General features: G+C 68.8%; 14 protein-coding genes. 10 read left to right on the top strand and 4 right to left on the bottom strand.

Annotated features, from left to right (window positions below):
* The first annotated feature begins 2 nt into the window (after positions 1 to 2).
* Together AC3A6M_RS12455 and AC3A6M_RS12450 are read left to right on the top strand one after the other, a co-directional pair.
* Positions 3 to 1,226 (top strand): CaiB/BaiF CoA transferase family protein, encoded by a 1,224-nt coding sequence (locus tag AC3A6M_RS12455; protein WP_487853045.1) that lies wholly within the window; start codon positions 3 to 5, stop codon positions 1,224 to 1,226.
* Positions 1,223 to 2,188, top strand: a complete 966-nt coding sequence (locus AC3A6M_RS12450; protein WP_487853044.1) for a hydroxymethylglutaryl-CoA lyase — start codon at positions 1,223 to 1,225, stop codon at positions 2,186 to 2,188. Before AC3A6M_RS12455 ends, AC3A6M_RS12450 begins: the two co-directional genes overlap by 4 nt.
* Positions 2,189 to 2,201: 13 nt before the next feature.
* Here the strand turns inward: AC3A6M_RS12450 and AC3A6M_RS12445 are convergent, their stop codons facing one another.
* The gene (locus AC3A6M_RS12445) at positions 2,202 to 3,167 is read right to left on the bottom strand and encodes a hypothetical protein (RefSeq protein WP_487853043.1); all 966 of its coding nucleotides are present in this window, start codon (positions 3,165 to 3,167) and stop codon (positions 2,202 to 2,204) included.
* 3 nt (positions 3,168 to 3,170) lie between these two features.
* Positions 3,171 to 3,920 carry a DUF6345 domain-containing protein gene (locus AC3A6M_RS12440; RefSeq protein WP_487853042.1) on the bottom strand — a complete coding sequence of 250 codons (750 nt, stop codon included), beginning with the start codon at positions 3,918 to 3,920 and terminating at the stop codon, positions 3,171 to 3,173.
* A 140-nt stretch (positions 3,921 to 4,060) separates the two neighbouring features.
* On the opposite strand from AC3A6M_RS12440, the gene modA reads away from it, so the two are divergent.
* From modA to AC3A6M_RS12400, 8 genes are all read left to right on the top strand, one after another.
* A complete protein-coding gene (gene modA, locus AC3A6M_RS12435; RefSeq protein ID WP_487853041.1) occupies positions 4,061 to 4,825 on the top strand; it encodes a molybdate ABC transporter substrate-binding protein in 765 nt (254 codons plus the stop codon).
* A gap of 7 nt (positions 4,826 to 4,832) precedes the next feature.
* On the top strand, positions 4,833 to 5,507 hold the full coding sequence (gene modB / locus AC3A6M_RS12430) for a molybdate ABC transporter permease subunit (protein ID WP_487853040.1): 675 nt from the start codon (positions 4,833 to 4,835) through the stop codon (positions 5,505 to 5,507).
* Between the two features lie 9 nt (positions 5,508 to 5,516).
* Positions 5,517 to 6,167 carry an ABC transporter ATP-binding protein gene (locus tag AC3A6M_RS12425; protein ID WP_487853039.1) on the top strand — a complete coding sequence of 217 codons (651 nt, stop codon included), beginning with the start codon at positions 5,517 to 5,519 and terminating at the stop codon, positions 6,165 to 6,167.
* Positions 6,168 to 6,181: 14 nt separating this feature from the next.
* Positions 6,182 to 6,976 carry a TOBE domain-containing protein gene (locus AC3A6M_RS12420; RefSeq protein WP_487853038.1) on the top strand — a complete coding sequence of 265 codons (795 nt, stop codon included), beginning with the start codon at positions 6,182 to 6,184 and terminating at the stop codon, positions 6,974 to 6,976.
* A 57-nt stretch (positions 6,977 to 7,033) separates the two neighbouring features.
* Positions 7,034 to 8,569, top strand: a complete 1,536-nt coding sequence (locus AC3A6M_RS12415) for a CYTH and CHAD domain-containing protein (protein ID WP_487853037.1) — start codon at positions 7,034 to 7,036, stop codon at positions 8,567 to 8,569.
* Between the two features lie 182 nt (positions 8,570 to 8,751).
* Positions 8,752 to 9,588, top strand: a complete 837-nt coding sequence (locus AC3A6M_RS12410; RefSeq protein ID WP_487853036.1) for an alpha/beta fold hydrolase — start codon at positions 8,752 to 8,754, stop codon at positions 9,586 to 9,588.
* A 109-nt stretch (positions 9,589 to 9,697) separates the two neighbouring features.
* The gene (locus AC3A6M_RS12405; protein WP_487853035.1) at positions 9,698 to 11,371 is read left to right on the top strand and encodes an acid phosphatase; all 1,674 of its coding nucleotides are present in this window, start codon (positions 9,698 to 9,700) and stop codon (positions 11,369 to 11,371) included.
* A gap of 169 nt (positions 11,372 to 11,540) precedes the next feature.
* Positions 11,541 to 12,413, top strand: coding sequence for a DUF4142 domain-containing protein (locus AC3A6M_RS12400; RefSeq protein ID WP_487853034.1), 873 nt, complete (start codon positions 11,541 to 11,543; stop codon positions 12,411 to 12,413).
* Between the two features lie 175 nt (positions 12,414 to 12,588).
* Here AC3A6M_RS12400 and AC3A6M_RS12395 read toward each other — a convergent pair whose 3' ends face one another.
* A complete protein-coding gene (locus AC3A6M_RS12395) occupies positions 12,589 to 14,178 on the bottom strand; it encodes a hybrid sensor histidine kinase/response regulator (protein WP_487853033.1) in 1,590 nt (529 codons plus the stop codon).
* Between the two features lie 5 nt (positions 14,179 to 14,183).
* Entirely contained in the window at positions 14,184 to 14,993 is an 810-nt protein-coding gene (locus AC3A6M_RS12390; RefSeq protein WP_487853032.1) for an alpha/beta fold hydrolase, read from the bottom strand.
* Positions 14,994 to 15,049 lie beyond the last annotated feature (56 nt).

The following is a 15,049-nucleotide window of genomic DNA, read 5'->3' as shown; positions in this document are numbered from 1 at the left end:
CCATGAGCGCTTCAAACATGATTCCCGCGATGTTGCCCGACCAGGCCCTGAAGGGCGTGCGCGTGATCGAGATGGGACAACTGATCGCCGGCCCCTTCGCCGGCAAGACGCTGGGCGAATTCGGCGCCGACGTGATCAAGATCGAGGCCCCGGGCGCGGGCGACCCGCTGCGCAACTGGCGCATGATGAAGGACGGCACCTCGGTCTGGTGGCAGGTCCAGTCGCGCAACAAGCGCTCGATCGCGCTCGACCTGCGCAGCAGCGAAGGCCAGGAAATCGCGCGCAAGCTGATCGCGGAAGCCGACGTGCTGGTCGAGAACTTCAGGCCCGGGACCCTGGAAAGCTGGGGCATGGGATGGGAAGCGCTGTCGGCGCTGAATCCGGGCCTGGTCATGCTGCGCATTTCCGGCTACGGCCAGACCGGTCCCTACCGCGACCTGCCGGGCTTTGGCGCGATCGGCGAGGCGATGGGCGGCCTGCGCCACCTGACCGGCGAGCCGGGACGGGTGCCGGTGCGCTGCGGGATCTCGATCGGCGACACTTTGGCCGCCCTGCACGGCACCATCGGCGTCCTGACCGCGCTCTACCACCGCAAGGTCAACGGCGGCCGCGGCCAGGTGATCGACGTGGCCCTGCACGAAGCCGTGTTCAACGTGATGGAAAGTTTGATACCCGAGTACAGCGCGTTCGGCGCGGTGCGCGAGGCCGCGGGCAGCGCGCTGCCGGGCATCGCCCCGTCCAACGCCTACCGCTGCAACGACGGCTATGTGCTGGTAGCCGGCAATGGCGACAGCATCTTCAGGCGCCTGATGGCGGCGATCGGCCGCCCCGACCTGGGCGAAGCGCCGGACCTGGCGAACAACGCCGGCCGCGTCGCGCGGGTGGCCGAGATCGATGCCGCGATCGGCGTCTGGACCGCGACCCGCAGCGTGGCCGAAACCCTCGAGGTACTGAACGAAGCGCGGGTCCCGGCCGGCAAGGTCTACACGGCGAAGGACATCGCCGAGGACCCGCACTACCGGGCGCGCGACATGATCCTGACCCAGCAGACCCGCGACGGCTACGAGGTCGAGGTGCCGGGCATCGTGCCCAAGCTGATGGGCACCCCGGGCGCGGTGCGCTCGCCGGCGCCGGGCCTGGGCGAGGACACCGATGCGGTGCTGCGCGAGATCGGCCTGAGCGAAGAGCAGATCGCGGCGCTGCGCGCGCGCAAGGTGGTCGCATGAGCACGAACTCGAACATGAGCGCATGGAAGGGCGCCGGGCGCCGCATCCACATCCAGGAAGTGGGCCTGCGCGACGGCCTGCAGGCCGAATGCCGCTTCGTGCCGACCGAAGACAAGATCGCGCTGGCCGACCTGCTGTCCGGCGCCGGCCTGGCCAAGATCGAAGCCAGCTCCTTCGTTTCGCCCAAGGCGGTGCCGGTGCTGGCCGATGCGTTCGAGGTCTTCCAGGGCATCGCGCGCCGGCCTGGCGTCGTCTACAGCGCGCTGGTGCCCAACCTGCGCGGTGCCGATCGCGCGGTGGCCGCCGGCGTCGGCGAGATGAACCTGGTGATGTCGGCCAGCGAAAGCCATAACCTGAGTAACCTGCGCATGACGCGCGAGCAATCCTTCGCCGGCCTGAAGGAAGTGGCCGCGCTGGCGCGCCGGCACGGCACGGCGGTGAACGTGTCGCTGTCCTGCAGCTTCGGCTGCCCGATGGAAGGGGAGGTGGCGCAGCAGGTGGTGCTGGACTGGTGCGCGCGCTACGTCGACGAACTGGAAGTGCGGGGCATCACGCTGTGCGACACCACCGGCATGGCGTATCCGACCCAGGTGCGCGAGCTCACCCAAAAGATGCGCGAACGCTGGCCCGGGCTGGAGCTGACCCTGCACTTCCATAACACGCGCGGCATGGGCCTGGCCAATGTGCTGGCCGCGATCGATGCCGGCGCCGACCGCTTCGACGCCTCGCTGGGCGGGATCGGCGGCTGTCCGTATGCGCCCGGGGCCACCGGCAACGTCTGCACCGAGGAAGTCGTGCATGCCCTCGAACTGATGGGCTACGACACGGGCGTCGACCTGGAGCTGCTGCTGCAGGCCGCGCGCCGCCTGCAGGAACTGGTGGGCCACGAGGTGCCCAGCCAGATCGTCAAGGCCGGCCGCCGGCTGGACCTGCATCCGCTGCCGGCCGGCCAGGCGCGCTGACGATCGCCACGCCTCAGCGGTCCGGTTCGAAGCACCTCCCGACATCGGTCCTGCCCCGGGTTACCGGCGCCTCGCTGCCGAACAGGGGAATGTCCAGGTAAGTCCGTTCGGTCGCCGCCACCGCCAGCACATAGGCCTGGCGCACGCGCCGCTGGCGCAGCACGATCTTCGCCACATAGGCCGGGGCCAGCACGCGCTGCGGCTTGCGCTTGCCGAGGTCCAGGTAGCCGAACTGCATGCCGGCCGATTCGACCGCATCGGCCGGGACCTCGCGCTGGCCGAGCAGGGCCGCCAGCTGCGCCAGGAGCCGGCGCGCGCCTGCCTGCGGCTCGATGATGGCTGCGCGCTCCAGCACTTCGCCATTGCCGGGGCGCGTCAGGATCGCCAGCGTGTCGAGCTGGCCGTCGCCGGCCACCTGCACGGCGGCGGAGGCGGCGCCCAGCACCGGGATGCCTTTGATGAACTGGCGGTAGGCCCCGATCGCGCGGAACAGGGTCGCCTCCGACTGCTTGCCGGCGCGGTCGGTGCCGCGTCCCAGGGTGCGGAACAGGTGCTCGAAGCGCAGCTCGGCGCCCATGGCCGTCCCCTGGCCGGCCCATTCGGCCAGGCGCAGCTTGAGGGCGCGTTCCGCTACCTGCCGCAGCAGCGTGTCCTGTCCGGCGCCGCGCGCGAACGGCTTCGATGCCGGCGCCAGCCCGGACACGTAGCGCAGTGCGCCCGAGGCGTGATACAGCACCGCGCGGGCGCCGCCGCTCAGGTGGATGACGGTGTGGTCGTCGCTCTGCTTCCAGCTGCCGCCGTCGTCATTCGGGCAGCCGTCCTGCTCGCGCAGCAGGCCGACGAAGCGGCGGCTGCGCGCCTGCAGCTGGTCGCGCGACAGCTGCGGCAGCAGCAGCACGTCGGCCTGCGCCGGCGGCTGGCCCGCGCCCGGCTCCGTTCCCGTGCCAAGCAGGGCGGCGGTCAAGGTTTGCTCGTTCATGGTTCAGCCCTCCGTCCAGTACCACAGCAGGCAGGCCTGCAGGGCAGGCGCCAGGTCGGGATCCACGATGCCGTGGCCCCACAGGTGATCGCGGTTGATCGTGCTGCGGTCCCAGCGGATGTTGCCGTTGTTCCAGGTGGCCGCATCGCCGACGCAGACCGTGACCGGATGGTTGTCGACCCACCAGTCCGAAACCCCGTCGTGCCAGGCGCGCGAGACCGTGTCGCCGCTGATCAGGTTGTCGCCCACGTCCTCGCCGCATTCGTCGGTGGTGATGCCGTCCCACATCACGTCCCATGCGCCGCAGTAGATGTGCATGCGCGCGAAGATATTCCACAGGCCCGCGATGGTCGGCAGGGCGGCGGTGTCGCAGGAATAGGCCATCACCCATTCGTTGTTCCAGTCCTCGCCCAGCTGCCAGCGCGAGGAGTTGGCGTACCACTCGGTGGCCGGGGTGTCGTACAGCAGCACCGCGTGGCCGGCGTCGTCGTGGTTGCCGTGGGTCTCGATCCAGAACAGGTCGACGTCGTCGGCCCAGTGGCGGTCGTCGCCGCCCTGGTCGCTGTCGCGCAGGTCGGTCTCGAACACGTTCGTATTCGCCCAGTAGAACGCGCGGGTGTGGCCGGCCGAACGCAGCTTGGCGTCGAGGCCGTTACTTCGGTTGAAGGTGTAGGTGAGATCGCCCGCCGTGTCCACGTTCGCGGCGCGCGCGTGGTTGAAGTAGCGGATCGCCTCGACACCGAAACGTGCCATGGTGGTCTCCTTGTATGAGTGGTCATGCGCCTTGCGTACAGTAGCCCCATGCCTGATGGATGAGTCTGCTCTGTGTCAGGGGTGTTCCACGCACCGCTATATATTCGTGTATATTGCGTTCTCGTTCGCAAGACCTGGAGATGCCCGTGCGGATTTCTGTAACGCAAAAACTCGCCGCCGCCACGGCTCTCATGCTGGCGGCCGGCCTGGCCCGGGCCGGGGACCTGCACGTGTCCGCCGCGTCCAGCCTGAGCAATGCCTTCAAGGAAGTGGCCGAGCGTTACGAAGCCCGGCATGCGGGCGCCAGGGTCCTGCTGAACTTCGGCGCTTCCGGCGCCCTGCTGCAGCAGATGGCCAAGGGCGCGCCGGTCGACGTGTTCGCGTCCGCCGATACGGAGACGATGGACCTGGCCGCGAAGCAGGGCCTGGTCGCCGGCGGCGAGCGCCGCGACTTCGCGCGCAACAGCCTGGTCGTGGTCGTGCCGCGCGACAGCAGGATTACCCTGAAGCGCCTGCAGGACCTCGGCCAGCCGGGCGTGCAGAAGGTCGCGATCGGCAACCCGGCCAGCGTTCCCGCCGGGCGCTATACCAAACATGCGCTGGAAAGCGCGAAGCTGTGGCCCGGCATCTCGGCCAAGGCCATCCATACCCAGAACGTGCGCCAGTCGCTCGACTACGTGGCGCGCGGCGAGGTCGATGCGGGTTTCGTCTACGCCAGCGACGCCGCCGTCATGCAGGACCGGGTGAGGGTGGCGTTCGAGGTGCCGCTCGATATCCCGATCCGCTATCCGATCGCGCGCACCGCCGCCGCTCTCGACGCGCAAGAAGCGCAGCGCTTCGTCGATTTCGTGCTGTCCCCGGCGGGGCAGGCGGTGCTGGCCAGATACGGCTTCGGTAAGCCATGAAGCGGCCATGAACACGGACGCGTGGACCGCGCTGGCGCTGTCGCTGAAGGTGGCGGGTTGCGCCACGCTGATCGATCTCGTGCTCGGCGTCGCGGTCGGCTTCGTGCTGGCGCGCCGGCGCTTTCCGGGCCGTGAACTGCTGGACACCCTGCTGACCCTGCCGATGGTGATGCCGCCGACCGTGCTGGGCTACTACCTGCTGGTGCTGATCGGCCGCCATGGCTGGCTCGGCGCCTGGCTGCACGAGCGCTTCGGCATCAACCTGATCTTCACCTGGCAGGGCGCGGTGATCGCCGCCGCCATCGTCATCTTCCCGCTGGTGTTCAAGCCGGCGCGCGCCGCCTTCGAAGCGGTCGACGGCCAGCTGGAGCAGGCCGCGCGGGTGCTGGGCGTGTCCGAGGCCGCGCTGTTCTTCCGCATCACGCTGCCGCTGGCCTGGCGCGGCATCCTGGCCGGCGTCCTGCTCGGCTTCGCCCGCGCGCTGGGCGAGTTCGGCGCGACCCTGATGGTGGCCGGCAGCATTCCGGGCCGCACCCAGACCCTGTCGATCGCCGTCTACGAAGCGGTCCAGGCCGGGCAGGACGACACCGCCAACCTGCTGGTGCTGCTGACCTCCGTGGTCTGCATCACCGTGCTGCTGGGCGCGGGCCGCCTGGCGCCGGGCCGCCTGGCCGGCCGCTGAGGGGAGGCCATGCTGCTCGATCTCGACATCCGCAAGCTGCTGCGTTCCGGCAAACAGGCCTTCCAGCTCGACGTGCGCCTGAGCACGGACAGCCAGCGCATCGTCATCCTCGGGCCGTCCGGTTCCGGCAAGAGCCTGACCCTGAAGGCGATCGCCGGCCTGCTGCGCCCCGACGCCGGCCACATCCGGCTCGACGATCGCATCCTGTTCGATGCGGCCCGCGGCATCGACCTGCCGCCGCAACAAAGGCAGCTGGCCTATGTGTTCCAGGACTATGCGCTGTTCCCGCACCTGACCGTGCGCCAGAACATCGCCTTCCCGCTGGTGGGCGGCTGGCTCAACCCGCGCCGCCGCGACCGGCACGCGCAGGCCGATTACTGGTGCGACGCCTTCCAGCTCGGCCACGTGGCGGACCAGTATCCGGACGAACTGTCGGGCGGGCAGAAGCAGCGCACGGCGCTGGCGCGCGCCCTGGTGACCGAGCCGCGCGCGCTGCTGCTGGACGAGCCGTTCGCCGCGCTCGACCGCGACCTGCGCGCCCTGATGCGCAAGGAACTCAAGGAATTGCAGCAGCGCCTGCAGGTGCCGATGGTGCTGATCACCCACGACCCGGAAGACGCCGAGGTGTTCGGCGACCACGTGCTGGACTTGCGCGCATGAACAAGGAAACGACGATGATCGGACTCGATGGCGAAATCTGGATGACGGTCGGCGGCGAGCATCTCGGCGGCCCCGGGCGGATCGCGCTGCTGGCGAAGATCGCCGAATGCGGCTCGATCACGCAGGCGGCGAAGGCCATCAGGATGAGCTACAAGGCCGCCTGGGACGCCATCGACGCGATGAACAACCTGGCCGGCGAGCCGCTGGTGGAGCGCCTGGCGGGCGGGAAGGGCGGCGGCGGCACCCGCCTGACCGCGCGCGGCGCGCAGCTGGTGGCGAATTTCCGGCTGATCGAACGCGAGCACCGCAACTTCGTCCAGCGGCTGGGAGAGCAGGCGGCCGGCATCGCCGACGATTATTCCCTGGTGAGGAAGATGAGCATGAGAACCAGTGCACGCAATCAGTTTTCCGGAACAGTCACGCGCCTCGTGCGCGGCGCCGTGAACGACGAGATCGCGCTGGCGGTCGCGGGCGGCCACGCCATCGTCGCCATCGTCACGCACGAGAGCGTCGACAACCTCGGCCTGCAGGTCGGGGCGGAAGCCTTCGCCCTGGTCAAATCCTCGTCCATCATCCTGGCAAGCGGTGACGACGGCGCGCGCTATTCCGCGCGCAACCGCCTGGCCGGCACCATCGCCCGCATCGAGCCCGGCGCCGTCAACACCGAAGTCGTGATCGCGCTGCCGGGCGGCGCCTCGGTCGCCGCCATCGTCACCAGGGAAAGCGCCGATGCCATGGGCCTGGCGGTGGGCGGCCAGGTCACGGCGATGTTCAAGGCCTCGAGCGTGATCGTCGGCGTGCCGGCCTGACCGGTGTGCCTGCCGAGCGCCGAACGCGCTACAGTATCGCGGTGCGAAGGAGAGATGATGGAATGCGAAATCAAGCTGGCCCTCGACAGCGCCAGCGTCAGCCAAATCAAGAAGATCCCGTTCCTGCGCCCGCCCGGCGGCGCCAGGCCGGAGGAGCGCGAACACGTCGACCGCTACTTCGACACCGCCGACTTCACGCTGTGGCAGCACGGCTATGCGCTGCGCGTGCGCAGCGAAGGCACGCGCCACGTGCAGACCCTGAAGGGCGGCGGCACCGTCGTCGCCGGCCTGCACCGGCGCCTCGAGCTGGAAGCCGAGGTGGCATCCAGTGAGCCGGACCGCGAACTGTTCGCGCGCCAGCTGGGCGAGGCCCTGCCGGCGCTGGCCAGGCAGCTCGGCAAGCACGAGGCGCCGCTGGAGTCGGTGTTCGTCAACAAGGTCAAGCGCGCCGCCTGGCTGCTGGAGCTGGACGATGGCGTGCAGGTCGAATGCGCCCTCGATACCGGGGAGCTGCAGCGCGGCGACCGCGCGCTCCCGGTACGCGAACTGGAACTCGAAATGAAACAGGGCGAGCCGGCGCGCCTGTACGAGCTGGCGCGCCGGGTGCACGAAGCGGTGCCGGTGCGGATCGAGAACGTCAGCAAGGCCGAACGCGGCTATGCGCTGGCCGGCGCCGTCGCGCCGCGCGCCGCGAAGGCGTCCGCGGTGGCGATCAGGCGCAAGGCCAGCATGGGCCAGGCCCTGGCGGGAATCCTGCATAACTGCCTGGAGCAGATGCAGGCCAACGAACAGGGCGTGCTGTCGGGCGAGGTCGAGAGCCTGCACCAGATGCGCGTCGGGCTGCGCCGCCTGCGCGCGGCGATGGACATGGTGAAGACGCTGACCCAACTGCCGGCGCCGCTGGCGGACGACGTCGAATGGCTGGCCGGAGAGCTGGGCGACGCCCGCAACTGGGATGTCTTCATCGAATCCCTGCTGCCCGGCCTGCCGCTGCCGGAAGAACACCAGCCGGCGCTGGCGCGGGTCGCGGTGGCGGCGCGCGAAGAGGCGGAGCGGCATCGCGCGCGCGTGCGCGCGGCGGTCGCCGGGCCGCGCTACACGGGCCTGATGCTGGGCCTGGGCGCCTGGATTGCGGGAGAGGGCTGGAAGCAGGCCGATTCCCGGCCCAATGGCGCACCGGCGGATGCGCTGGAGCGGAAGGTGGCCAAGGCCGCGCCGCGCCTGGTGCAGCACGCCGCCGCGCGCGTGCGCAAGCGCGCCCGCGGCTTCGACCTGAAACGTCCCGAATGCCTGCACAAGGTGCGCATCGCCGCCAAGAAGGAGCGCTATGCGCGCGAGTTCTTCGAGGCCCTGAGTCACGGCAAGAAGGAAGCGCGCCGCCACGACCTGCTGGCCGGCATGCAGGACGAACTGGGCCTGCTGAACGACAGCGTGGTCGCACGCGATCTGGTCGCCCAGCTGCGCGAGCGGGTGCCGCAGGAGCTTGCGCTGCTCGGCTTCATCGAGGGCGTGCTGGCTGCGCGCGCCGTCGATGCCTTGCCGCGTGCGGGCAAGCATGTGCGCCGCAAGCTGCGGACCAAGGCCGCTTTTTAAGCCACCCTGCTGAATTGGTACCGGTATATTTCCCGACCGCCGGTTCCGGTAGGGCGGCCGTGCCGCCGGGCTCTTTCCCTAGGAGCGAATAGATTGTCTCGCGCGAATGTGACAGGCGTTTGACGGGATCGTGGTCCGGTCATTCATGCATTGCGCAGGAGACTCATGCGAAAGGTCGTCCCATGAAACGCTTGCTGGCTGGTCTGCTGTCCCTGTTCTCCCTCCACGCCGCCGCCGACGCGCCTGCCGAGCAATTCGCGAACGTCGGCGCCAACCGCCTGGCCTTCGAATGCCGCGGCGAAGGCGGCAAGACGGTCGTGCTGATCGCCGGCATGGGGCTGGACGCGCATGCCACCTACAAGAACACCTTCCGCCATTTTTCGGTGCCGGGTTACCAGGTCTGCCTGTACGACCGGGCCGGCGTGGGCAAGAGCACGCCGCAAAGCAGGCCGCGGCCCTTGCGCGCGCTGGCCGATGAACTGGATGGCTTGATCCGCGAGCGCGGCTGGCGCGACGTGGTGCTGGTGGCCCATTCCTTCGGCGGCCTGATTGCCCGCGCCCATGCCCAGGCCCATCCGGATACCGTGAAGGGCGTCGTGTTCGTCGACTGCGTGCACGAATCCTGGTATCCCGCCCTGCAGCGGGCGATGTCGCCGGAAGGCTGGCGCACCATGGACATGATCATCAGCTGGGAGCGGGACAAGAATTCCCATGAGGATTTTACGGAAGCGGTGCAGGCCCTGAGCGCCCATCCGGGCAAGCTGAACGTGCCGGTCACGGTGCTCAGCCGCGGGCTTCCCTACACCAATATCCGGCAGGCGAAGATGAGTTACGACGACGTCGACGCCTTCAATACGACCTGGGACGCGGCCCAGTTCGAACTGGCCAAGGTCTCGAACGACATGCGCCACGTGCGCATGCGCAACACGGCCCACATGTTCGACGAGCAGGATCCCTGGCTGGTGCTGGACGAGATCGGCCTGCTGCTCAAGCGCGTGGAGGCGCGGGCGCGCCCATGAGCCTGCCGATAGTGTGACTGTTGCCATTTGAATCTTTTCCACCTGGAAAAAAACGCCGATAATCAGCGTTTTCGCGGTCGAGTCCGCCGCGTCCGTCCAGGAGACATCTGTGCAAGACAAGCATCACGACCACGCGCTGCCGGAAGCCGGCGAGCCCGCCAATCCTTCGCGCCGCAAGATTTTCCAGGCCGCCGCCGCGGTCGGCCTGTCGACGGCGCTGCCGGCCGCCAGTGAAGCGGCCCCGGCCGCACACAAGACCGCCCGGGCCGCCAAGGGCTCGCTCGACGCCAAGCTCAAGGAGCACGTCAGGAACGTGGTCGTGATCTACCTCGAGAACCGCAGCTTCAACAACCTGTTCGCCGACTTCCCGGGGCTGGCCCAGCCGCTGTCAGGCGTGCCCGCGTCCGCCGCCGCGCAGAAGGACCGCGACGGCACGGTGCTGCCGGAACTGCCGAAGGTCTGGGGCGGCATGGTGCCGGCGCGCCAGAACCTGGGCGGCAAGGACTACCTGATCAAGGAAGACGACATCCAGCACCTGCCGAATGCGCCGTTCAAGCTGAGCGATGCGGAAGGCAAGCCGCTGCCGGAGGGACTCGTCACGCGCGACCTGGTGCACAACTTCTACCATAACCAGATGCAGATCAACGGCGGCAAGAACGACGGCTTCGTCGCCTGGGGCGACAGCGGCGGCCTGGTGATGGGGCACTACGGCGAAACGGCGAAGACCCTGGGCCTGTACCAGATCGCACGCGAGTTCACCCTGTGCGACAGCTTCTTCATGGCGGCCTTCGGCGGCTCCTACCTGAACCACCAGTTCCTGATCAGCGGCCGCACGCCGGAATTCTTCAACGCCGCGGAAACACCCGCAAAGAAAAAGATCGCGGTGCTGGAAGACGGCCCGCAAGGTGTGCGGCTGGCCGTGGCGCCGGACTCGCCGAAGTCCGCGCTGGAGGGCAAGCCGAAGTTCGTCAACAACGGCCCCATCACGCCGGACGGCTATGCGGTCAACACCATGGCCCCGCCTTACCAGCCGAGCTGGGTGCGCCCGGCGCCGGGCGGCGACGCCACCATGGCCGACCCGCAGGATCCGTCGGTGCTGCCGCCGCAGGACTACAAGACGATCGGCGACCTGCTGTCCGAGCGGAAGGTGAGCTGGGCCTGGTACGGCGGCGCCTGGCAGGCGGCGCTGGACGGCCGCGGCGAAGGCTCGCGCCCGAATTTCCAGCACCATCACCAGCCGTTCAACTATTTCAGGCAGTTCGCCCCGGGCACGAAGGCGCGTGAAGAGCATATCCGCGACGGCGGCCTTGGCGACAGCCCGATCTCGAACAAGTTCATCGCCGATGTAGTGGCCGGGCGTCTGCCGGCGGTCAGCTTCTACAAGCCGCAGGGCAACCTGAACCTGCACGCCGGCTATTCGGACATCGAGTCGGGCGACGCCCACGTCGCCAACGTGATCGAGCACCTCAAGAAATCGCCGCAGTGGCACAACATGGTGGTCGTCATCACCTTCGACGAGAACGGCGGCTGGTGGGACCACGTGGCGCCGCCCAAGGGCGACCGCTGGGGCCCGGGTTCGCGCATTCCCGCGATCGTGGTCTCGCCGTTCGCGAAGAAGGGCGCGGTCGACCACAACTTCTACGACACGACGTCGATCCTGCGCTTCATCACCCGCCTGCACGGCCTGCCGCTGCTGGAAGGCCTGGCCGGGCGCAACGCCGCCTTCGAAGCGCGCGGCGCGCGTCCGCCGGGCGACCTGACGGCCACGCTCAGTTTCCGCTGAGCGTTCCTGCTCGCCTGGAAGCGGTCCTGCGGGACCGCTTTTTTTATGGAAAATTTCCTCTTGGCTAACGCGCGCTATACGGGAAAACACGGCGATACACTGGTGCGGCCGTTGTCATTTGAACACGGACTTTACCGCCAAATTCCCATCAGAAAATCAGGAGAGTGACATGCAGAAGAATAAAATGTTGAAAGGGCTGCTGGCCGTGTCGGCAGTGGCTGCCATGTTCAGCGCCGTCGGCGTGCAGGCCCAGACCTCGGTCGGTTCGAGCCCGAGCCAGACCGGCACCAGCAGCACCAATCCCAACCAGGCCGGCAAGACGACCAAGGAAGGGACCATGGACAACACCAACAGCACCGGCATGGAAAACCGCGCCAACCAGGCCGGCAGCAAGGGCATGAGCGGATCGACCGGCGCCACTTCCTCGGGCCAGGCAAGCGGCAGCGCGAGCTCGGCCGGCATGACGGGCAAGACCACCCGCGACGGCACCATGGGCAACACCAACAGCCAGGGCATGGAACACCGCTCCACCGGCGGCAGCGCGGCCGGCCAGGCGACCGCGGCGGGCGCCGCCACCGGCGCCAAGCTGAGCAGCGGCGACCAGAAGATCCTGAAGGACATCGCGATGGCCGACATGGCCGAAATCGAAGGCGGCAAGCTGGCCCAGAGCAAGGGCCAGAGCAGCGAAGTGAAAGCCTTCGGCCAGCAGATGATCGACGACCACACCTCGAACCTGAACGACGTGAAAGCCCTGGCCGACGCCCGCGGCGTCACCCTGCCGACCGAACCGGACGCCAAGCACAAGGCGATGGCCGCCAAGCTCGAGAAGATGAGCGGCGCCGATTTCGACAAGGCCTACATGAAGCAGGCCGGCGTGCAGGACCACAAGACCGTCCACGGCAAGCTGATGACCGCTTCCAAGAAAGCCAAGGACCCGGAAGTGAAGGCGCTGGTCGACAAGACCGAGCCGGTGGTGGCGCAGCACCTGAAGTCGGCGCAGCAGATGCCGGCGCCGAAGGCGGGAACGACTGCGGGCAAGTAAGCAGAATCGTTAGCATATAAAACGTCGCCCCCGCGCAGGCGGGGCCCCAAGTTCTGCGTGCGTTACCGAAACGCTTGCAAACTTGGGTCCCCGCCTTCGCGGGGACGACGTTTCAAAGACGCGGGTACAACGTTTCAAAGGCGCGGGCACGCCGTTATTCCGCGTTTTTCATCCCTCAAACACAGCTCTTCTGCATCAACAATCCCCGCAATCTCTCCACATCGACCGGCTTGGTCAAGTGATGATCGCAGCCCGCTTCGAGCGCGCGCTGGCGGTCCTTGTCCTGGCCCCAGCCGGTGGTGGCGATCAGGGTCAGGCCGGCGCCGCCGGGCATTGCGCGCAGGCGACGGGCCAGTTCGTAGCCGTTCAGGTCGGGCAGGCCGATGTCGAGCAGCACCGCATCGGGGCCGAAGGCCGGCGCGATCGCGAGCGCCGACTGGGCCGTGTGGGCCATCCGCGTGTCGCAGCCGTAGAATTCGAGCGCCAGCGCCAGCGCTTCGGCGGCATCGGGGTTGTCGTCGACCACCAGCACCCGCATCCCGTCGGCGGGCTCCTTCAGTCCGGACCGTGAAGCCTGCCCCGCGGGCGCATCGCCCGCATGCGGCGCCTCCGCCAGCAGCGGCAGGCGCACCGTGAATTCGCTGCCCTGGCCCGGCCCTGCACTGGCCGCCTGGATGCTGCCGCCATGCAGTTCGACGATGCCGCGCACCAGCGCCAGGCCGATCCCGAGCCCGCCCCGGGCCCGTTCCAGGGCCGGCTCCAGCTGCGAGAACATGTTGAACACGTGCTCCAGCGCGCAGGCCGGGATGCCGATCCCGGAATCGCGCATCCGCAGCTCGGCAAAGCCGGCGGCGGCGCCCACGCGCAGTTCGATGATGCCCCCTTCCGGCGTGTACTTGATGGCGTTGGTCAGCAGGTTGACGATCACCTGCGCCAGCCGGGTGGCGTCGCCGTCGACCAGCAGCGGCGCCGCGGCGATGTCCATGCGCAGCGTATGGCGGGCGGCGCGGATGGCCGGCGCCAGGTCCTGCGCCGCCGCCTGCGCGAGCGGCCCCAGGGCGAGCGGGGCGCGGCGCAGCTGCATCCGGCCCTGGGTGATGCGCGAGACTTCCATCAGGTCGTCGACCAGGCGGGTCAGGTCGCGCAGCTGGCGGTCGAAGGCCTGCAGCAGGCGTTCGTCGCTGCCCTGGCGGCCGCCGAGGCGCAGGATGTCGAGCGCGTTGCGCATCGGCGCCAGCGGGTTGCGCAGCTCGTGCGACAGGGTCGCCAGGAATTCGTCCTTGCGGCGGTCGGCCGCCGACAGCTGGGCATTCAGGAACTGCAGCCGGGCTTCGGCGCGCTGGTGCGCTTCCAGCGCCGCCTCGGCGGTCCGGCGCGCCGCCAGCAGCTCGCATTCGTAGGCGTGGCGGTCGACCGACTGGAACAGGGCCCAGTGGTCGACCACCTGGCCGTCCAGGCGTGCGCGCACGATGTTGACCAGCACCGGCAGGTGCTCCTCGCGCCGGTTGCACAGGTCGATCCGGACTTCCGCCACCGCGCCCTGGTCCTGCAGCAGCGGCACGCAGTGGGTGTGATGGAACAGGCGCGCGCCCATCGGCAGCAGGTCGGGCATGCGCAGCCTGCCGACCAGCTCGGTCTCCTCGTAGCCGAGCCAGGCGCGCACGGTGGCGTTGGCGCGCAGGACCAGGCCGTCGGCATCGGTCAGCAGCAGGCCGCAGGCGGCCTGTTCGAACAGGGCGTCGGCGCCGTGCAGGATGGTGTCCACGGCGGTCAGCGCAGGATTTGCGCGAGGAAGGCGTCGATCGCGCGCGAGCTCTCGGTGGGCGCGCTCAGGTGGGGACAGTGGCCGACGTTGTGGATCGTGCGCAGCGTGCTTTCCGGCAGGTGGCGCTGCAGCCAGGCGCCGACCTCGCGCGGCGCGATCAGGTCGTCGCTGCATTGCAGGATCAGGGCCGGCACCGTCGAGCGCGGGACGTCGGCGCGGTGGTCCGACAGGAAGGTCACGCGCGCGAAATGGCGGGCGATGCCCGGGTCGTTGCGGCAGAAGCAGACGGTGAGTTCTTCGCTCAATTGCGGCTGGTTCGGCGCGCCCATGATCATCGGCGCCGCCTTGCGCGCCCAGCCGAAGTGATCGGCCTCCATGGAATCGAGCAGGCCGTCGATGTCCTCGCGGTTGAAACCGCCCACGTAGCCGACGTCTTCGTCGTTGATGTAGCAGGGCGAGGGGCCGACCATGACCTGGGCGGCAAAGCGGTGCGGCGCCTCGATCGCGGCCAGCATGCCGATGGTGGCGCCGACCGAGTGCCCGACCACCACCACGGGACCGGGCGAGACGGCGTCGAGGATCTCGAGCAGGTCGGCGGCGTGGCCGTGCAGGCTGCCGTACCTGGTGCGGTCGTAGGCCGCCAGGTCGGATTGTCCGCAGCCGGTCAGGTCGTAGGTGACGATGCGGAAGCGGTCCGCGTAGGCCGGCGCCAGGGCGCGCCACATGGTCTGGTCGCAGCCGAAACCGTGGATGAACACCATGGTGGCGGCGCCCTTGCCGCCGACATGGATGTGATTGCGCGTCTGTAGAGACATGACTTCCTCCACTTGCCGTGGCGGCAGAAAGGAACTCTGTTGAACGGGAATGCCGG

Source organism: Telluria sp. Soil_C_11 (assembly GCF_057657395.1).
Note: the sequence above shows the minus strand (reverse complement) of the source record. Positions and strands in the feature narration are given on the sequence as shown.